Source organism: Pueribacillus sp. YX66, assembly GCF_041725775.1.
Classification (GTDB): domain Bacteria; phylum Bacillota; class Bacilli; order Bacillales; family UBA6769; genus Pueribacillus.
This window is the reverse complement of record NZ_JBEUEL010000002.1, coordinates 25,144-45,798: the sequence shown is the minus strand read 5'-3', so window position 1 is coordinate 45,798 and position 20,655 is coordinate 25,144. Positions and strand designations below refer to the sequence as shown.

Here is a 20,655-nt window from a genome sequence, read left to right as displayed (position 1 = left end):
GGATGATCAAGCTCCTTTTTTTATACTGTTATACTGCCAATTGACAGATAACGATGAGGAGGAGATGGATGTTGTGACGATTCAATGGTTTCCAGGTCATATGGCAAAAGCAAGAAGAGAAATAACCGAGAAGTTGAAATTGATAGATATTGTGTTCGAACTTGTTGATGCACGAATTCCGATTTCTTCTCGAAATCCGATGATTGACGAGATTGTTTTGGACAAGCCCCGTCTCTTACTTTTAAATAAAAGCGACATGGCTGATCCTAACATGACGAAACAATGGCAATCGTATTTTGCTGATCAGTCCATTTCGACCCTGCAAATAAACTCTCAAACAGGACAAGGCGTTTTAGCAATAAAAACAGAAGCGAAACAATTAGTAAAAGACAAATTTGCCAACATGATCTCGAAAGGTATAAAGCCTCGAGCGATTCGAGCGTTAATTGTCGGAATTCCAAATGTCGGAAAATCTACACTCATTAATCGCCTTGCAAATCGAAAAATTGCGAAAACCGGTGACAGGCCAGGAATTACGAAACAACAGCAATGGATTAAGGTAGGAAAAGAATTAGAACTTTTAGATACCCCAGGAATTTTATGGCCGAAATTTGAAGATGAGCGTACGGGTTACTGTTTAGCAGCGACAGGTGCGATTAAAGATGATCTATTAGATTTTCAAGATGTTGCACTGTTTTTACTCAAACATTTACACATTCACTATCCTGAACGAGTGCAAGAAAGGTATCGGTTGCTGGAACTTCCTGACGATACGCTCGCATTGTTTGATGCCATTGCGATGAAACGAGGTTTTCTCATGACTGGCGGACATGTTGACTATGATCGGACTGCAGAAATGCTGTTGCGTGAATTTCGCTCATTAAAGCTAGGATCGATTACGTTAGAAAATCCAGGGGATTTCTAATGAATTTTTCTAATATGTCGATAAAAGAAATTGAACAGGTAGTGAGAAATTTGCCATCTGAAAAATGGCTAACCGAATTGCAAAACGATGAGCGAAAAGGCGTGCAGCAACTTCTTAACAAAATATTGAAAGAAAGAGAACAACAAAAAAAGTTACACGACTTGTACATACAAATGTCTGAATATGAAATAAGGTTGGCAGAGGAAGGAAAACGGTTCATTGCTGGAGTCGATGAAGTTGGCAGAGGGTGTCTTGCAGGACCTGTCGTCGCAGCAGCTGTTATTTTGCCAGATGAGCCAATATTAGGGCTGTATGATTCAAAAAAAATGGGTGCGAATAAACGAGAACAATTGTACAAGCTTATTACAGAGAAAGGACAAGTCGGATTTGGGATGGTTGGACCAGACGAAATCGATCAATATAACATCTATGAAGCGACAAAAATTGCGATGCGAAAAGCAATTATTTCTTGTTCACCATCTATCGATCACTTACTCATTGATGCGATGACATTGCCTTTGCCAATTCCGCAAACGTCTGTTATTCGCGGTGATCAAAAAAGTGTTTCAATTGCTGCTGCTTCAATCGTTGCAAAAGTAAAAAGAGATGAGATGATGAAACAATTAGCCGAGCAATACCCAGAGTACGGTTTTGATCGTAATGTTGGTTATGGAACGAGAGAACATTTAATTGCGCTTAAAAAATACGGACCAACACGTGCACATCGGTATTCATTCTCACCTGTTTCAGAACTAGCAAGTAATAAATGGAGTGAGTCGCATTGAATACAATTTTAGCCCAACTCAGGTTTAATGCGTTAGACGTACAAAATCGGAAAATGCCCTTATTTCGTGAAGGGCAAATTTTTCATGGCACGGTGTTAAAGCTAATGCGAGACGACCTCGCTGTGATTGAAATTTCTCGTTCACCGATCGTAGCAAAATTAGAAGCGTCATTGCAATCTGGGCAAGAGTATTGGTTTGTCGTTAAAAAAAAAGGTGACACACCGACTTTACAAGTGTTACCTTCTTTACACGCTCCAAAAGGAACGATACAAAATGAAAAAAACGTTCAACATTTATTGCGACAACTCGAACTACCCTCAACCCGTACAAACATTGCATTAGTTTCACATATGCAAAAAGCGGGAATTCCGTTTACTAAGTCATTCGTACAAACTGTCTCATCGTTTATGCAAACGACGACGATTGAACACGGACTCGAAGTTTTAAACATAATGTTGGAACGTAAGTTCCCAGTTAATGCGCAAATCTTTCAGGCAATTCATCGTTTTATTACTGCGGATAAGCCAATGCTTACACAACTGCAGCAAATAACGAGTGCAATTCAAACTCAACGTGGCTTACCCATTCATATTAAGCAATTAAACGAACAATTGATTCATATTATGAATAAATGGACATCATCTTTTAGAATCGAAAGTGAACAGTCAGGGACACAACGTTTTGAAACGGTGTCCTTACCGTTAAAAGAAATGTTGTCAAGCTTTGGATTACAACATGAAAAAGCGGTCGTAAAACTTTTCAAAAATCAATTGCCAATTCAAGAATTAAACCAACATCATCAAGAATTAAAGCCCATTTTATTGGCATTGGTAAAGGAAGAGATCCCTATGCAAACGAAGCAACTTGTTCAAGATACGATTCAACGATTAACGGGTCAACAGCTACTTATGAAACATGATGATCAAATACTCCAATTTTTGATGCAATTTCCACTACCCAAGCAAATTGGAAACGACGACGCATTAATACAATTTCAAGGAAAAAGTAAAAAAGGTGAAATCGATTCCGACTTTTGTCGAATTTTGTTTTACTTAAACCTTAGAAAGTTGCGTGAAACGATTGTCGACGTCCATATTCAAAATCGAGTTATCGCCATCCATGTCTATAACGAAAATCATATCTCAAACCAAACGTTGGAGCCATTTATTTTAATGTTAAGACATCAGCTTGAACGTAATCACTACACATTATCTTCATTGAAGTGGATAAATGAAACGACAACAAAAAAATTAAAAGGAGATGTCCATTCAATTTCATTTCAGCCGATGAGTCGCTATGAAGGGGTAGATATTAAAATATGAGCGAAAAAATTGACAATCGAATGAAACAAGCAGCGGCCCTGACATACGATGAATTAGAACAGTCAGCCCCAAAGGTTATTGCAAAAGGGAGTGGGGAGATTGCAGATGAAATTATCCAACTTGCGAAAGAACATAATATTCCGATTCAAGAAGATCCGACGCTCGTGCGGCTATTAAGTGAGCTTGAAATTAATGACACGATTCCTGAAGAACTTTATGAAGTCGTTTCAGAAATTTTTGCTTTTATCTATAAAATAGAAAAAGAAATAAACTAAATCAATGAAAGAAACACCTCCGAAATGGCAACAATGAAATAAGGTTGTCACTTAGAGATTGTTCAAAAAGGTACGGAAATTCGACGGCGCAGTCTCTCGTTAAAAACTTTGCTTATGTACGAGATAACGAATGAATGTTCTTTTTCCATGCATGTGAAGTTTTCATTTTTTGAAAAGCTCTGCGCTTAGAACCCACCCTTTTTGGACACAGACTTAAAGGAGGTTTTTATTTTGACATCATCAGAAAAAGAATCAATTATTCAAAATCATGAAGAAATTGCAGAAGAGTTTGGGGTATTCCAAACGATGTCTGAACGAGATTTTTTAACCTTTCACTTGTTAAAGAAAGCACATGAAGAAAAAGAAAAAAAGAAAATGAAAAAAGAAAAACAAGATGATGAAGGAAAAGAAGGCAATAAAGTCTGATTTCTCAGTATATTATGTTACAGTGGACAATGAAGTGATTGTTTATATACAATAACAATGGTGTGCTAAATAGTAGATTGAATGGGAGGATAATAGACATGAACATCCATGAGTATCAGGGAAAAGACATTTTGCGACAATACGGTGTAGCTGTTTCCAACGGTAAAGTCGCTTTTTCTGCTGATGAAGCGGTTGAAGCAGCAAAAAGTCTTAATTCTAACGTATATGTCGTAAAAGCACAAATTCATGCTGGCGGACGTGGTAAAGCTGGTGGTGTCAAAATTGCAAAAAGTTTAGATGAAGTCCGTACGTATGCGGAAGAATTGCTCGGAAAAACGTTAGTCACTCATCAGACAGGACCAGAAGGTAAAGAAGTAAAACGCCTTTTAATTGAAGAAGGTGTTGATATTAAAAAAGAGTATTACATAGGGCTTGTTATTGACCGTGCAACCGATCGTGTCGTCATGATGGGATCTGAAGAAGGCGGAACCGAAATCGAACAAGTTGCAGAAGAAACACCGGAAAAAATCTTTAAAGAAGTCATCGATCCAGCAATTGGGTTTCAAGGCTTTCAAGCGCGCCGTTTAGCGTTTAACATTAATATTCCGAATGAGCTAGTAAACAAAGCCGCTAAATTTATGCTCGGACTTTATCAAGTGTTCGTGGAAAAAGATTGCTCCATTGCGGAAATTAACCCTCTCGTTGTTACCGGTGATGGAAATGTTATCGCACTTGATGCAAAATTGAACTTTGATTCAAATGCATTGTATAGACATAAAGATATACAGGAACTTCGTGACCTTGATGAAGAGGATCCGAAGGAAATCGAAGCATCAAAATATGACTTAAGTTATATTGCTTTAGATGGGAATATTGGTTGTATGGTTAACGGTGCTGGTCTTGCGATGGCAACGATGGATATCATTAAGCATTACGATGGTGAACCTGCGAACTTCCTTGATGTTGGTGGCGGTGCAACAGCAGAAAAAGTAACAGAAGCATTTAAAATTATTTTATCCGACCCAAACGTTAAAGGCATTTTCGTTAATATTTTTGGTGGAATCATGCGATGCGATGTCATTGCCGAAGGTGTCGTTCAAGCAACGAAACAAGTTGGTTTAGAAATCCCACTCGTTGTTCGACTTGAAGGAACAAATGTTGACGAAGGAAAACGCATTTTACAAGAGTCTGGTTTAAATATAACAGCTGCTGAATCAATGGCTGACGGTGCACAAAAAATTGTTAGCTTAGTGAAATAGAAAGGTGGGGCCAATGAAATGAGTGTTTATGTCAATGAGTCAACAAAAGTTATTGTTCAAGGAATTACAGGGGCAACAGCAACATTTCATACAGAGCAAATGCTTGAATACGGAACGAAAATCGTTGGTGGTGTAACACCAGGAAAAGGCGGCACATCCGTTGCAGGTGTTCCGGTTTTTAATACGGTAGAAGAAGCTGTCAAAGAAACAGGTGCAAATGCCTCGGTCATATATGTGCCAGCTCCATTTGCGGCCGATGCGATTATTGAAGCTGCGGATGCTGATCTTGATTTAGTCATTTGTATTACTGAACACATTCCTGTTCTTGATATGGTTAAAGTAAAGCGCTATTTAAAAGGTAGAAAGACTCGTCTCATCGGGCCGAACTGCCCAGGTGTCATTAGTCCAGAAGAATGTAAAATTGGCATCATGCCAGGTTATATTCATAAAAAAGGTCACGTTGGCGTCGTTTCTCGTTCTGGAACATTGACGTATGAAGCGGTTCATCAGCTATCTGAAGCTGGAATTGGACAATCAACAGCAGTTGGGATTGGCGGTGACCCTGTTAACGGAACGAACTTTATCGACGTGTTAAAAGCATTTAATGAAGACGATGATACGTATGCTGTTATTATGATCGGTGAAATTGGTGGAACAGCTGAAGAAGAAGCAGCACAATGGGTAAAGGAAAACATGAATAAACCAGTAGTCGGCTTTATCGGCGGTCAAACTGCACCTCCAGGAAAGCGTATGGGACATGCTGGTGCGATCATTTCAGGTGGTAAAGGAACGGCTGCGGAGAAGATTCGTACGATGAATGAGTGCGGAATTAAAGTCGCAGAAACACCTGCAGTTATGGGTGAAACATTAATTTCGGTATTAAAAGAACATAATTTATTGGAAAAATGTACAACTCATAAAGTTTAACGATATAGTTGTTACAACATCATGAAATAGCTCCGATAAGGAGCTATTTTTCATATATGTGTCAAGGCATAATGACTATCAGGGGACGAAGGGGTATCCCGTTTGCCTTAGATTATTAAAGTACAATAGAACGTACGAAAGGGAGTATACTTCTACTTAATTGATGAAGGAAAGGTGGGGGAGACGGTGTCAGAACATATGAATCGAAATAAACGTTTATTACATATTTACAGTTGTCGAGGGGTAGGAATCAAAACAATCGATAAACTTTACGAATGTGATCCGAGTTTACGTTCAATTTTTCAAATGACGAAAACGGAGCTTATGCACGATTGTAAATTACATGAAAAGCTTGCTATTACTCTTTATGAAGATTTGCGGAAACCAATCGATGAATTACTCCAATATGACTATGAAGCCTGTAATTATATTACACGTTTTGATGATACATATCCGGTTTTGTTACGGGAAATTTACGATCCCCCATGGGTGTTATTTTATAAAGGAAATTTGTCGTTGCTTCGTGAAAAACGCACTCTGGCAGTTGTAGGAACAAGACACCCAACACGGGAAGCTCGACCGATTATGAAAGCACTGCTTCTTCCACTTATAAGAAAAGGGTGGTGTATTGTAAGTGGCCTTGCCTATGGTGTGGATGCAATCGCTCATCAACTTGCTTTAGAAGCGAACGGTTCTACCATAGCAGTTCTAGGCTCTGGTCTCGAATCAATTTATCCGAAAGAACATCGAAATTTAAGTCTTGAAATTGCCGAACGTCATCTTTTGGTATCTGAATTTTTACCAAATCAACACGCACAAAAATGGCAATTTCCACTGCGCAATCGGATTCTTAGCGGATTAACATGCGGAACATTGGTCATTGAAGCTAAAGAGCGAAGCGGATCATTAATTACAGCTGATCAAGCGTTAGAACAAGGTAGAGAAGTGTTTGCAGTTCCAGGTTCAATTTTAAACAACAATAGCAAAGGAACAAACTATTTGATCCAGCAGGGTGCGAAATTAGTTATATGTTCAGACGACATTGAAAATGAGCTTTATTTGACAAACGAGGAAAGAGTATTTAATAATAGGGAAGATTTAAAAATACAGTAAGGGGGGAGAAGCTTTAGCATGGAAGATTACTTAGTAATCGTTGAGTCTCCCGCAAAAGCGAAAACGATAAAAAAGTATTTAGGCAAAAAATATGATGTAAAAGCTTCAATGGGACACGTTCGTGATTTACCGAAAAGTCAAATAGGTGTAGATATTGAACGTCAATTTGAACCGAAGTATATAACAATTCGAGGAAAAGGTCCTGTTTTAAAAGAATTAAAAGATGCGGCAAAAAAGGTTAAAAAAGTTTATCTAGCAGCTGACCCCGACCGTGAAGGAGAAGCTATTGCTTGGCATTTGGCTCACGGCCTTAATATTGATCAAAATTCCGACTGTCGCGTCGTTTTTAATGAAATTACAAAAGATGCTGTGAAAGATGCGTTTAAGCAACCACGTCCGATTAATATGGATCTTGTGGATGCACAGCAAGCTCGTCGAGTACTCGATCGACTTGTCGGTTACAAAATAAGTCCGATTTTATGGAAAAAAGTAAAAAAAGGCTTAAGCGCTGGACGGGTCCAATCTGTTGCGCTTCGACTAATTGTTGAACGCGAGCAAGAAATTCAACAATTTAAACCTGAAGAATATTGGAAAATTAAAGCAGTTTTTAAAGAGGACGGTGAATCTTTTGAAGCGCATTTTTACGGTAAAGAAGGCACTAAAATTGATCTAAAAAACAAGCAAGAAGTAGACGAGATTCTTAAACAATTAAATGGAGACGAGTTTGTTGTTTCCACTGTTCAAAGAAAAGAAAGAAAACGCAATCCAGCATTACCATTCACAACGTCATCACTTCAACAAGAAGCAGCACGAAAATTAAATTTTCGCGCGAGAAAAACGATGATGGTTGCGCAGCAACTGTATGAAGGTGTTGAGATCGGAAAAGAAACGGTTGGCTTAATCACGTATATGCGAACTGATTCTACGAGAATTTCAGATACAGCAGTTCAAGAAACGAAAGAGTATATTGAAAAGCAATTTGGCAACCAATTCGTTCCGAAAGGAAAAAAACAAACAAAACAAGGAAAGAATACGCAAGATGCACATGAGGCGATTCGACCAACATCAACGTTAAGAGATCCTAATACCGTAAAGAAATATTTAAGTCGAGATCAATTTCGTCTTTACAAATTAATTTGGGAACGTCTCGTAGCAAGCCAAATGGCTCCTGCTATTTTAGATACAATGAGTGTTGATTTAGTGAATAACGGAATTATGTTCCGAGCGACAGGCTCAGCGATTAAATTCCCAGGGTTTATGAAGGTGTATGTAGAAGGTTCAGATGATAATAAAAAAGAGGAAAACCGATTACTCCCGGATTTAACTGAAAATAGTCAAGTAACAGCTGAAAACATTGAGCCGACTCAGCACTTTACACAACCACCACCTCGCTATACAGAAGCTAGGCTCGTAAGAACGATGGAAGAGTTGGGCATTGGAAGACCTTCGACATATGCTCCAACGCTTGATACGATTCAAAGGCGAAACTATGTTAAATTAGAAGATAGAAGGTTTGTTCCGACTGAGCTAGGTAAAATTGTGTTAGATTCATTGACAGAGTTTTTTAATGAAATTATCGATGTTGATTTCACTGCAAAGATGGAAAATAATCTTGATGAAATCGAAGAAGGTAAGCAAAATTGGATAAAAGTCATTGAAGAATTTTACGGTGATTTTGAGAAGAAACTTGAAGTTGCTGAGGAAGAAATGAAAGAAATCGAAATTAAAGATGAACCGGCTGGCGAAGATTGCGAAAAATGTGGTCACGAAATGGTAATTAAAATGGGGCGGTTTGGTAAATTTATGGCTTGCTCTAACTTTCCGAACTGTAGAAATACAAAACCGATTTTAAAAAATATCGGAGTGACATGCCCAAGTTGCCATAAAGGTGAGATTGTCGAGAGAAAAAGTAAAAAAGGCCGAATTTTTTATGGTTGTAATCGCTATCCGGAATGTGAATTCCTTTCTTGGGATAAACCGATAAATCGGACGTGTCCAAAATGTAGCGAAATGCTCGTTGAAAAAAAATCAAAAAACAAGAAGCAAATCAAATGTACGTCTTGTGATTACAAAGAGGAAATTTAAAATGGCTTGTTCAATAAGATGATCATTCCAAATTGATGAATAGCGAACTAGAAATCATAGGTGTTAAACGTCAAAGAAGGACTGCTTTGAGTTTATGATGTGACACAGTCCTTCTTTTAAAAATCTCATGCTTTATGAGAATCTAGCACAGATCATGTCGAACAGACCTAGATCGTGAATCTCCGAACTATTTGAACGAATTCAAAGGAGTTGTCGACAAATGGCAATGCCAGAAGTAAATGTCATTGGAGCCGGACTTGCTGGTAGTGAAGCAGCTTGGCAACTCGCAACTCGTAATGTAAAAGTAAAACTTTACGAAATGCGACCTATGAAGCAAACACCGGCACATCATACGGACAAGTTTGCAGAACTCGTTTGCAGTAATTCATTACGAGCAAATTCACTAACAAATGCAGTTGGTATATTAAAAGAAGAAATGCGCCAGTTGAACTCAGTCATTATTGCATCAGCAGATGACTGTGCGTTACCTGCAGGCGGCGCGCTTGCCGTTGATCGACATGAGTTTGCTGCACGTGTTACTGAAAGAGTGAGAAATCATGAGAACGTTACGGTCATTCAGGAAGAAGTTAGTAAAATTCCAAGTGGTCCGACTATCATTGCAACAGGTCCATTGACAGCTGAACGCTTAGCGACGGCTTTACAACAGTTATCAGGTGAAGACTATCTTTATTTTTATGATGCAGCTGCTCCGATCATTGAAACTGATAGTATTGACATGGACAAAGTGTATTTAAAGTCACGCTATGATAAAGGAGAAGCCGCCTACTTAAACTGTCCGATGACAGAAGATGAATTTAATCGCTTTTATGATGCACTTATAAGTGCTGAAACCGTACCGCTACGGGAATTCGAAAAAGAAATTTTCTTTGAAAACTGTATGCCGATCGAGGTGTTGGCGAAACGAGGAAAGAAAACACTTCTTTTTGGTCCTATGAAACCAGTTGGTCTAGAAGATCCGAAAACGAACAAACGTCCGTATGCTGTCGTTCAACTTAGACAAGATAATAGTACTGCAACGCTTTATAATATTGTCGGTTTCCAAACGCACTTAAAATGGGGGCCCCAAAAAGAGATTATTCGCATGATTCCTGGATTAGAAAATGCAGAGATTGTTCGTTATGGTGTTATGCATCGCAATACATTTATAAATTCTCCGAAGTTACTCAAGCCTACATATCAATATAAAGAGCGTGATGAATTGCTTTTTGCAGGCCAAATGACTGGTGTTGAAGGTTACGTTGAGTCCGCTGCTTCGGGTTTAGTTGCTGGCATCAATGCAGCTAGGGTTGCAAATGGTCAAGAGCCAATTGTGTTTCCCGCGACAACAGCAATCGGAAGTCTTGCCCATTATATTACGTCTGCAAATCCTAGACATTTTCAGCCAATGAACATTAACTTTGGGCTATTTGATCCACTACCTGAAAAGGTAAAAAATAAACAAGTACGAAATGAAAAAATTGCAGAACGAGCAGTGAGAACAATTCAGAATTGTATTACAAATTTGTGAATAACCCTTGTATTACAGCCTCTAGTATGGTAAGATACTAGAGGTTTTTGAGGTGAAAATGGTGTTGCAAAGTGATAGCGTAAATTCGTTTATAACTTATTTAAAAGTAGAAAAACATTATACTGAAAATACAATCATCAACTACAAAAGCGATTTAGCTGAGTTTTGCATTTTTTTAAAAAAAGAAGGAATTAGTCAGTTCGCTTCAGTAAACTATGCAGATGTACGACTTTTTTTAACTGAGTTGCATGAACGCGGATTTGCTCGTAACACCGTTACGCGTATGATTTCTTCATTAAGAAGTTTTTATCGATTTTTAATCGTGGAAAAAAAGGTAGATCGTAACCCTTTTCAATCCACAGCATTACCAAAGAAGGAGCATCGGCTACCAAATTTTTTATACGAAGAAGAGGTAGCCGCTTTGTTTCGTGTTTTAGATGTATCGACACCGCTCGGACAAAGAAACCAAGCCATTCTTGAATTGCTATATGCAACTGGCATACGAGTTAGTGAATGTGTTTCTTTAGATGTTCATGATCTTGATTTTTCCCTTGAGCACGTTCTCGTCTCTGGTAAAGGAAATAGGGAAAGATACATTCCTATAGGATCATTTGCAATTGATGCGTTAAAGACATACATTCAAGATGGGAGAATGCGTTTGCTGAGCAAAAATAAAAGCAACGAAGCAGAAGCCCTATTCCTTAATTATAAAGGGACTAGGCTTTCCTCAAGAAGTGTCCGTACAATTGTAAAACAAATTGTAGACAAAGCGAGCTTACATAAAAACATTAGTCCTCATGTTCTTCGTCATACTTTTGCCACACATTTGTTAAATGCCGGAGCTGACCTGCGCTCTGTTCAGGAGTTACTCGGTCACGCTCAATTGTCTTCAACACAAATTTATACACATGTTACAAAAGAAACACTTCGCGACGTTTATAACACCTATCATCCTCGAGCATAAGTTTTTTGCACGTCGAACAGTCTTAACTCACACATTTACATACTTGGAAAGGGGGGACAGATTTGGATCAGTTCCACGCGACAACGATCTTTGCGATTCAGCATGATGGAAAAGCAGCAATGTCAGGTGATGGTCAAGTAACTTTCGGTAATTCTGTTGTAATGAAACATACCGCTAGAAAGGTTCGCAAACTTTATCACGGTAAAGTGATTGCGGGTTTTGCTGGTTCTGTCGCAGATGCATTTACACTGTTCGAAAAGTTTGAAGCGAAGCTCGAAGAGTTTAATGGTAACCTCGTGAGAGCCGCTGTTGAGTTAGCGAAAGAATGGAGAAGCGATAAAATCCTTCGAAAACTTGAAGCGATGTTAATTGTTATGAATCAATCCGAGATGCTGTTAATATCAGGAACAGGAGAAGTAATTGAACCAGATGATGACATATTAGCCATTGGCTCTGGTGGGAATTATGCGTTTGCGGCTGGAAAAGCATTAAAGAAACATGCAAATCATCTGTCAGCGAAAGAAATTGCTTTAGCAGCATTACAAATTGCGAGCGAAATTTGTGTTTACACAAATGATCAGATCATCATAGAAGAGCTAGATTAAAAAACGAACTGTCGTTGATTGGAGGGTTTCTTTTGACTGCCCATTTAACACCGAGAGAAATAGTGAATAAGCTTGATCAATATATTGTAGGACAAAATCAGGCAAAAAGATCGGTGGCTGTTGCTTTGCGCAATCGATATCGGAGAAATAAACTTGATAATAAATTAAAAGAGGAAATCGTACCAAAAAATATATTAATGATTGGTCCAACTGGTGTTGGAAAAACAGAAATTGCACGTCGGTTGGCAAAACTTGTAAATGCACCTTTTGTTAAAGTTGAAGCAACAAAATTTACTGAAGTTGGTTATGTTGGACGCGATGTTGAATCAATGGTAAGAGATCTTGCCGAAGTAGCTGTTCGCCTCGTAAAAGAAGAGAAAATGAACGAAGTAAAAGAACGTGCAAAAGAAAATGCAAACAAACGTCTCGTCGAATTGCTCGTTCCATCAAAGAAAAAGCAGCAACAATATAAAAATCCGATCGAAATGTTTTTCGGTGGAGCAGGAAACACAGATACTGATCAAAATGAAAGTGGTAACGAGGATCAAAGTCAATATGATCGAAAAAAACAAATCGCACAGCAATTGGAGAATGGAAAACTTGAAGATGAAATCGTTGTCGTTGAAGTGACTGAACAATCAAATCAAATGTTTGATCTATTCCAAGGTTCTGGAATGGAGCAAATGGGGGTAAATATGCAAGACCTATTTAGTCACCTCGTACCTAAAAAAACGAAAAAAAGAAGACTTCCTGTTTCTGAAGCGAGAAAAATATTAATTCAAGATGAAGCCGCAAAACTTATTGATATGGATGAAGTGACGCAAGAGGCGGTTTCAAAGACTGAAGAATCGGGAATTATATTTATAGATGAAATTGACAAAATTGCCGGTAAAAGCGAACAATCCATCGATGTTTCAAGAGAAGGCGTTCAACGCGATATTTTACCAATTGTTGAAGGATCAACTGTGATGACAAAATATGGACCAATAAAAACGGATCATATTTTGTTTATTGCTGCGGGTGCATTTCATATTGCGAAGCCTTCAGATTTAATCCCTGAATTACAAGGGCGATTCCCGATCCGTGTAGAATTAGAAAAGTTAAGTGTTGAAAACTTCGTACAAATTTTAACGGAGCCTAATAATGCTTTAATTAAACAATATTCAGCATTATTAGAAACAGAAGGTATAGAAATTGAATTTTCTGACGAAGCTATTCAAAAATTAGCTTCACTCGCTTATCAAGTTAATCAAGAAACGGATAATATCGGTGCGAGAAGATTGCATACGATTCTAGAAAAACTTTTAGAGGATTTGTCTTTCGAAGCACCTGATATAAATTTAGAAAAAATAAAGATTACACCAGAGTATGTAGAAGAGAAATTAGATTCCATCGCAAAAAACAAAGATTTAAGTCAATTTATACTATAATTTAGGAGGAGTAACATGAGTCTTTTAGAAAAATCCAGAAAAATTAATTCAATGCTGCAAAAGGTAGCAGGTCCAGTAAACTTCAGAGAAATGGCAGAAACACTACGCGACGTAATTGAAGCGAATATTTATGTGTTGAGCAGAAGAGGAAAATTGTTAGGAATTGCGATTAGACAAGAGATTGACAACGAAAGAATGAATAAAATCTATGAAGAAAGACAATTTCCTGCTGATTACACCGAAAAGTTATTTACGATTACTGAAACATCAGCAAATATAGATATAAACAATGAATTAACAGCGTTTCCTGTTGAAAATAAAGATCTATTTAAAACAGGTTTAACGACAATCGTACCAATTGTCGGTGGTGGTGAAAGATTAGGAACTCTTATATTATCAAGATTTGACAAACAATTTTCAGAAGAAGAACTAGTGTTAGCGGAGTATGGAGCGACGGTCGTCGGAATGGAAATTCTACATGAAAAAGCAGAGGAAATTGAAGAAGAAGCTCGTAATAAAGCAGTTGTTCAAATGGCAATTAGCTCGTTATCTTATAGTGAACTTGAAGCCATTGAACACATTTTTGATGAGTTAGACGGAAAAGAAGGATTGCTTGTAGCGAGCAAAATAGCCGATCGAGTAGGAATTACTCGTTCAGTCATTGTCAATGCATTGAGAAAATTAGAAAGTGCTGGAGTGATTGAATCACGATCCCTTGGTATGAAGGGAACTTACATTAAAGTATTAAATGATAAATTTTTAGTTGAACTTGAAAAATTACGCTCATAAAATTTAATAAATAGGTAAAAAGACATTTCATCTGAATAGGATGGAATGTCTTTTTTGTTACAAAAGTAGGTAAAAATGCTTTTATTTGTAAAAATAGAAGGAAAGCCCTATGTCCATTTGGTAACATGATTTAGTATAATAGGTTACGTAATACGACAAAACTCATGCGTGTTTTACTTTATTCGAGTAAGAACGACGGATTTTAGTGATTATTGTAATGGAGCTAATGTTTTATCAAAAATGTCACTAGTTAAAATGTCATGTTAAGAGAAGGGGGTTACTATGCAACTTTTCAATTCGACAATGAATGCTTTAGAAAGTGCGTTAAATGCTACCGCCGCTCGCCAAGACGTCATTTCTGATAACATCGCAAATGTTGATACACCTCATTACAAATCAAAACAAGTTATTTTTAAACATGAACTATCTAAGGCGATTGCTTTCGAGGCGAAAAAAACGAATAGCAAACATTTAAATTTTAAACATAGCAGTGAAGGTCCTATGGACTATAGCATTAAAACAAAAAATCATACAACGATGAACAATAACGGCAACAATGTAGACATCGATCGCGAAATGGCATTGTTAGCAGAAAACCAAATTTTATATAACGCTTTAATCGATCGACTTAACGGAAAATTCAATACATTGAAAACTGTTGCTCGAGGAGGAAAATAAGGATGTCTATCTTTAATAGCATGAACATTTCTGCCTCAGGATTAACTGCGCAGCGTTTACGTATGGATGTTGCTTCTTCAAACATTGCAAATGTCGACTCAACAAGAGGAAGATACGTTAACGGGGAATGGTTACCTTATCAAAGAAAAATGGTTTCTTTAAAATCTGATGGCAACAAATATCAATTTAATCATGTTCTGAAAAAGGAGCTAGCAAAAAGACCTGTTAGCTTAGGAGTGAAAGCGACAAGCATCGTAGACGATGAAACTCCGTTCAAATTAGTTTATCAACCAGAACATCCTGATGCGAATGAAGATGGATATGTTCAATTACCTAATGTTGATTTGCTAAAAGAAATGGTTGATATGATGAGTGCCTCACGTTCATATGAGGCAAATGTCACAGTGTTGAATGCTTCGAAAGGTATGTTAATGAAGGCTCTTGAAATTGGGAGGTAAGGAGGTTGAAAAATGGAACAAGTTGGTCTAACGTCGCTGTTCTCAAATCAAAAAGTTGCATCTTTATCCGAAAATCGAAATACACCACATAAAGTACAGCAACAGTTTTCACAAATGCTTAATGATGCAGTTCAAAAAGTGAACGACACGCAAGTTGCTTCTGATCGAGAGACAGAGAAATTAATCAATGGACAAACTACGAATCTTCATGATGTGATGATCACTGCTGAAAAAGCAGCGGTTACATTACAAGTTTCTCTTGAAGTCCGTAACAAAATCATTGAAGCGTATCAAGAGGTAATGAGAATGCCTTTATAATGACGTGGGTAAGTGTGGACTCTCTAGCATGAAGAGTGTTCCGCTATGTCCGTTTCACGCTTTTTACATAACTTGGGGGAAAAAATGAAAGAAAGAATACAACGTATAAAAGATAAATTAATTGAATATTGGACTGAACGGACATCTGCGCAAAAAATGATTATCTTAGGCAGCTCTGTTCTTGTCCTTGCACTTATAATAACCATTACTTTTTTTACAACGAAAACAGATTACGCACCTCTTTATTCAAACTTGCCGCCCGAGGAAGCAGGGCAAATAAAGGCAACATTAGATAGTCGTGGTATTCCATCCATCGTTTCTGATGATGGAACGATATCAGTACCTGAAAAGTCAGTAAACAGCCTAAAGGTAGAACTCGCTGCAGAAGGTATTCCGAAAAGCGGAAAAATAGATTACTCCTTTTTTAGTGAAAATGCCGGATTTGGAATGACCGAAAATGAATTCAACGTTCTTGAACGAGGTGCGGTACAAACTGAGCTTGAGAATTTAATAAAAAATATCGATGGCGTTAATCATTCAACCGTGATGATTACTCTTCCGAATGAATCAATTTGGGTTGCACAAGACGAGCAAACGTCATCAGCATCTGTCGTTTTAAATTTAGCCGCTGGTAAGGAACTTAATCAAAAAGAAATTAATGCTCTTTATAATTTAGTATCGAAAAGTATTCCAAATTTACCTAAAGAAAATATTGTTATTATGGACCAATTTTTTAACTACTATGATGTAAATTCTGAAACTGACAGTAGCGGTTATACACTGTATGAACAACAGAGAAAAATAAAACGAGATATTGAACGTGATTTACAACGCCAAGTTCAACAGATGCTTTCGACAATTATTGGACCAGGTAAAGTTGTTTCCTCGGTAACAGCTGATATTGATTTCACACAAGAAAATCGTGAGGAAAATTTAGTCGAACCTGTAGATTTAGAAAACATGGAAGGTTTACAAGTAAGTGTAGAACGAATACGTGAATCGTTTAATGGTGATGCAGCAGGTGCAGAAGGCATTGCAGGGACAGGTGAAACCGATATTCCGGAATACCCGGCGATTGCTGGCGGTCAAACTGGAGATTATGAGCGTGATGAAGAACGGATCAACAATGAGTTTAATCGTATCCGGAAAGAAATCGTTGAAAGTCCTTATAAAATCCAAGACTTAGGTATTCAAGTTATGGTTGAGCCTCCGGATCCAGAAGAGCCAACATCGCTCGATCCGCAAACGATCAATGACATTGAAAATATTTTAAGCTCGATTGTTAGGACTTCGATTTCAAAAAATACGGAAACACCGATTGAAGACGAAGACATTACAGAGAAAATATACGTTTCTGCTCAGCCGTTTTATGGAAAGCCTGATTTACAATCTGACGAAAATTCAGGTTTACCATTATGGTTATACATCGTCGGTGGAATATTGCTCGTTATCATTATCGTTCTTGCAATTTTACTGTTCCGCAGAAAGCAAGAAGAAGATGAATATGAAGAGTTGGCAGAAGAAGAAATAATTCCAGAACAAGAAGAGGAAATTCCGGACATCGACACATCCGTAACGACAGAAGAACAAAAGCGGTTAAAACAAATCGAAAAACTTGCCAACGAGAAGCCAGAAGATTTTGCAAAGCTTCTTAGAACTTGGTTGTCCGAAGAGTAAGGGGTTGTGCAAATGGCAATAAAACAAAAAAGATTAACGGGGAGACAGAAAGCGGCAATTTTATTAATTGCTCTAGGACCGGAAGTATCAGCAAACGTTTATAAACATTTGACAGAAGAAGAAATCGAAAAAATGACACTTGAAATTACAAGTGTTCGTAAAGTGGATTCACAATTAAAAGAAAATGTCATTGAAGAATTTCATCAAATTGCACTCGCTCAAGATTATATTTCCCAAGGTGGCATAGGCTACGCAAAAACAGTGCTAGAAAAAGCATTAGGCAAAAATGAAGCAATGAATATTATTAACCGCTTAACACAGACATTGCAAGTAAGACCTTTTGACTTTGCTCGAAAGGCTGAACCTGCTCAAATCTTAAACTTTATTCAAAACGAGCATCCACAAACGATATCGCTTGTACTTTCTTATCTTGATCCAGCGGTATCCGGACAGATATTGTCCGATTTACCGCAAGAAGTCCAAGCCGATATTGCGAAACGAATGGCAACAATGGATCGAACATCACCTGAAATTATTAATGAAGTTGAACAAATTCTTGAAAGAAAGCTGTCGACAACGGTCACACAAGATTACACTCAAACTGGTGGTGTCGAATCGGTAGTTGAAGTGCTTAATAGTGTAGATCGTGCAACAGAAAAAACAATTTTAGATGCACTTGAAATTCAAGACCCTGAATTAGCAGAAGAAATTAAGAAACGAATGTTTATTTTTGAAGATATTGTTACGCTTGACAGCCGTGCAATTCAAAGAGTGATTCGCGAAGTCGAAAACGATGACTTGTTACTTGCATTAAAAGCATCTAGTGAAGAAGTAAAGGATGTTATATACAGCAATATGTCACAGCGAATGGTTGACAATTACAAAGACGAGCTTGAATATATGGGACCTGTTCGATTGAGGGATGTTGAAGAAGCGCAGATGAGAATTGTTGCAGTGATTAGACGATTAGAAGAAGCCGGAGAAATCGTCATCGCACGTGGTGGAGGTGATGACATCATTGGTTAAAGTTATTAAATCTGTTTCTGAAAAAAGAAAAGAAGCAAAGGTCATTACGTTGCGTGCTGCAGTTCGTCCTCTTGAAGAGGAGCAAAGCACTGAAATCGACAGACGAAAAATCGAACGAATTGAAAATGAGTTGATTCAAAAAGCAAAAGAGAGAGCCAACAAGTTAATTTTACAAGCAGAAGAGGAAATTCGGAAAAAAACTGAAATAGAAGAACAATCGCTACAAGAGAAAATGACTGCAGCATTAGAAGATGCTCGCATAAAAGGGTATGAAGAAGGATATCAAGCCGGCAGAAAAGATGGCGAACAATCGGTGAGTGATTTAATTCAAGAAGCACGGCAAATCGTTGATTTATCACAAGAAGAATATGTAAAGAAACTCACTGAAGCTGAGCCGATGATGATAAATATTGCAATTGCATTAGCTGAAAAGATTGTCGGAAACCAGCTTACAGAACAGCCGGAGCAATGGACAGATGTCGTAAAAGCAGCAGTTAAAGAAGTAAAAGAACATGACAACATAAAAATATTCGTACATCCGTCAAAATATAAACTTACCCTTAACGATAAAAAGTTATTAAAAGCTGCTTTAAATGAATCAACTGATATTTTCATTTATCCGAACGAAGAGCTAGTTGAAGATGCTTGTATGATTGAAACTTCATTCGGAACGATTGACGCTTCAATTCATACACAATTAGCTGAGATAAAAAAACAATTGTTGGAAATCGTTGAGGAAAATCAAAATGAATGAGCAGCTTTTATATGACGCCATAAAACAAACAAATCCGTATAAACGTTACGGAAAAGTAACGAAAGTCGTCGGGTTAATGATTGAATCAAAAGGTCCAGAGACTTCGATTGGAAATGTTTGCATTCTTCATATTGGAAAGCGTGAAAATCGCTATGTTATGGCTGAGGTCGTTGGGTTTAAGGAAGAATTCGTTTTGTTAATGCCCTTTACAAATGTTTCGTACATATCACCAGGTTGTTTAGTTGAAGATACTGGGAAACCGCTACATATACAAATAGGACCCGAATTAATCGGAACTGTATTAGACGGAATTGGACTACCATTAGATGGGTATGAACTGCCGAAAGGTTTAATTTCATACCCAACTGACAATCCGCCGCCAAATCCGCTTAAACGACGTCGTATTGAGAAACCGATTGAAATTGGTGTGAGAGCGATTGATGGTCTTTTATCTGTTGGAGAAGGTCAAAGGCTCGGTATATTTGCTGGAAGCGGGGTTGGAAAAAGTACGTTACTCGGGATGATTGCTCGCAATTCAAGTGCAGATATTAACGTCATTGCGTTAATTGGTGAACGTGGACGTGAAGTATTAGAATTTGTTGAAAAAGACTTAGGTGAAGATGGGCTGAAACGTTCAATTGTTATCGCAGCGACTTCTGATCAGCCAGCACTAATGAGAATAAAAGGTGCCCTTACGGCGACAGCAATCGCAGAATATTTTCGCAATCAAGGGAAAAACGTCATGCTCATGATGGACTCAGTAACTAGGGTTGCCATGGCTCAAAGAGAAATCGGCTTAGCAATTGGTGAACCACCTACGACGAAAGGGTATACACCTTCAGTTTTTTCACTATTGCCGAAAATGCTTGAGCGGTCGGGCACGAATGAAGTTGGTTCGATCACTGCCTTTTATACTGTTCTTGTTGACGGAGATGACTTTAACGAGCCGATTGCTGATACGGTGAGAGGAATATTAGATGGGCACTTTGTTCTTGATCGTGACCTTGCAAACAAGGGGCAATTTCCAGCGATTAACATTTTAGAGAGCATAAGTAGAGTTATGAATCATATTGTATCTCCCGAACATTTACAGTCAGCGCAACAGTTTCGTGATTTGCTTGCAACTTATTTAGATGCTGAAGACTTAATTAAAATTGGTGCATATAAAACAGGAACATCTAAAAAGATTGATGAAGCGATTGCGGCATATGACGAAATACTCGCTTATTTAAAACAGAATGTTGGCGAGCAGGCTGATTTTGAACATTCCATTGAGTGGCTGACGACGCAATTTAATAAAGGAGAATAACG

Annotated in this window: 21 protein-coding genes; all 21 read left to right on the top strand. The window is 37.9% G+C overall.

Features of this window, described 5'->3' with window-relative positions; genetic code table 11:
• Positions 1–73 precede the first annotated feature (73 nt).
• The gene (gene ylqF, locus ABU914_RS01260) at positions 74–925 is read left to right on the top strand and encodes a ribosome biogenesis GTPase YlqF (RefSeq protein ID WP_379668097.1); all 852 of its coding nucleotides are present in this window, start codon (positions 74–76) and stop codon (positions 923–925) included.
• Entirely contained in the window at positions 925–1,710 is a 786-nt protein-coding gene (locus ABU914_RS01255) for a ribonuclease HII (protein ID WP_379667941.1), read from the top strand. The genes ylqF and ABU914_RS01255 overlap by 1 nt, the downstream gene beginning before the upstream one ends.
• The gene (locus ABU914_RS01250; protein ID WP_379667940.1) at positions 1,707–3,032 is read left to right on the top strand and encodes a hypothetical protein; all 1,326 of its coding nucleotides are present in this window, start codon (positions 1,707–1,709) and stop codon (positions 3,030–3,032) included. Before ABU914_RS01255 ends, ABU914_RS01250 begins: the two co-directional genes overlap by 4 nt.
• Entirely contained in the window at positions 3,029–3,307 is a 279-nt protein-coding gene (locus ABU914_RS01245) for a FlhB-like flagellar biosynthesis protein (protein WP_379667939.1), read from the top strand. Before ABU914_RS01250 ends, ABU914_RS01245 begins: the two co-directional genes overlap by 4 nt.
• A 231-nt stretch (positions 3,308–3,538) precedes the next feature.
• Entirely contained in the window at positions 3,539–3,733 is a 195-nt protein-coding gene (locus ABU914_RS01240; protein WP_379667938.1) for a hypothetical protein, read from the top strand.
• 98 nt (positions 3,734–3,831) lie between these two features.
• Positions 3,832–4,992, top strand: a complete 1,161-nt coding sequence (sucC, locus tag ABU914_RS01235) for an ADP-forming succinate--CoA ligase subunit beta (protein ID WP_379667937.1) — start codon at positions 3,832–3,834, stop codon at positions 4,990–4,992.
• Between the two features lie 18 nt (positions 4,993–5,010).
• Positions 5,011–5,919, top strand: coding sequence for a succinate--CoA ligase subunit alpha (sucD, locus tag ABU914_RS01230; protein ID WP_379667936.1), 909 nt, complete (start codon positions 5,011–5,013; stop codon positions 5,917–5,919).
• Positions 5,920–6,105: 186 nt separating this feature from the next.
• Complete coding sequence (gene dprA / locus ABU914_RS01225; protein WP_379667935.1) at positions 6,106–7,032, top strand: DNA-processing protein DprA; 927 nt, start codon at positions 6,106–6,108, stop codon at positions 7,030–7,032.
• An 18-nt stretch (positions 7,033–7,050) separates the two neighbouring features.
• Positions 7,051–9,117: a type I DNA topoisomerase gene (topA, locus tag ABU914_RS01220; RefSeq protein ID WP_379667934.1), complete on the top strand. Its 2,067-nt coding sequence runs from the start codon at positions 7,051–7,053 to the stop codon at positions 9,115–9,117.
• Between the two features lie 220 nt (positions 9,118–9,337).
• Positions 9,338–10,645: an FADH(2)-oxidizing methylenetetrahydrofolate--tRNA-(uracil(54)-C(5))-methyltransferase TrmFO gene (gene trmFO / locus ABU914_RS01215; RefSeq protein ID WP_379667933.1), complete on the top strand. Its 1,308-nt coding sequence runs from the start codon at positions 9,338–9,340 to the stop codon at positions 10,643–10,645.
• A 58-nt stretch (positions 10,646–10,703) separates the two neighbouring features.
• Positions 10,704–11,609, top strand: coding sequence for a tyrosine recombinase XerC (xerC, locus tag ABU914_RS01210; RefSeq protein WP_379668096.1), 906 nt, complete (start codon positions 10,704–10,706; stop codon positions 11,607–11,609).
• Positions 11,610–11,671: 62 nt separating this feature from the next.
• Positions 11,672–12,214, top strand: a complete 543-nt coding sequence (gene hslV, locus ABU914_RS01205; RefSeq protein ID WP_379667932.1) for an ATP-dependent protease subunit HslV — start codon at positions 11,672–11,674, stop codon at positions 12,212–12,214.
• A 32-nt stretch (positions 12,215–12,246) separates the two neighbouring features.
• Positions 12,247–13,644 (top strand): ATP-dependent protease ATPase subunit HslU, encoded by a 1,398-nt coding sequence (gene hslU, locus ABU914_RS01200; RefSeq protein WP_379667931.1) that lies wholly within the window; start codon positions 12,247–12,249, stop codon positions 13,642–13,644.
• 15 nt (positions 13,645–13,659) lie between these two features.
• On the top strand, positions 13,660–14,433 hold the full coding sequence (gene codY / locus ABU914_RS01195; protein WP_379667930.1) for a GTP-sensing pleiotropic transcriptional regulator CodY: 774 nt from the start codon (positions 13,660–13,662) through the stop codon (positions 14,431–14,433).
• Positions 14,434–14,715: 282 nt separating this feature from the next.
• Positions 14,716–15,111, top strand: coding sequence for a flagellar basal body rod protein FlgB (flgB, locus tag ABU914_RS01190; RefSeq protein WP_379667929.1), 396 nt, complete (start codon positions 14,716–14,718; stop codon positions 15,109–15,111).
• Between the two features lie 2 nt (positions 15,112–15,113).
• Positions 15,114–15,569, top strand: coding sequence for a flagellar basal body rod protein FlgC (gene flgC, locus ABU914_RS01185; RefSeq protein WP_379667928.1), 456 nt, complete (start codon positions 15,114–15,116; stop codon positions 15,567–15,569).
• Between the two features lie 12 nt (positions 15,570–15,581).
• Positions 15,582–15,887: a flagellar hook-basal body complex protein FliE gene (fliE, locus tag ABU914_RS01180; RefSeq protein ID WP_379667927.1), complete on the top strand. Its 306-nt coding sequence runs from the start codon at positions 15,582–15,584 to the stop codon at positions 15,885–15,887.
• An 84-nt stretch (positions 15,888–15,971) separates the two neighbouring features.
• Positions 15,972–17,564, top strand: a complete 1,593-nt coding sequence (fliF, locus tag ABU914_RS01175) for a flagellar basal-body MS-ring/collar protein FliF (protein ID WP_379667926.1) — start codon at positions 15,972–15,974, stop codon at positions 17,562–17,564.
• Between the two features lie 12 nt (positions 17,565–17,576).
• Positions 17,577–18,590: a flagellar motor switch protein FliG gene (gene fliG / locus ABU914_RS01170; RefSeq protein WP_379667925.1), complete on the top strand. Its 1,014-nt coding sequence runs from the start codon at positions 17,577–17,579 to the stop codon at positions 18,588–18,590.
• A complete protein-coding gene (fliH, locus tag ABU914_RS01165) occupies positions 18,583–19,344 on the top strand; it encodes a flagellar assembly protein FliH (RefSeq protein WP_379667924.1) in 762 nt (253 codons plus the stop codon). Before fliG ends, fliH begins: the two co-directional genes overlap by 8 nt.
• A complete protein-coding gene (gene fliI, locus ABU914_RS01160; RefSeq protein ID WP_379667923.1) occupies positions 19,337–20,653 on the top strand; it encodes a flagellar protein export ATPase FliI in 1,317 nt (438 codons plus the stop codon). The genes fliH and fliI overlap by 8 nt, the downstream gene beginning before the upstream one ends.
• Positions 20,654–20,655: the final 2 nt, after the last annotated feature.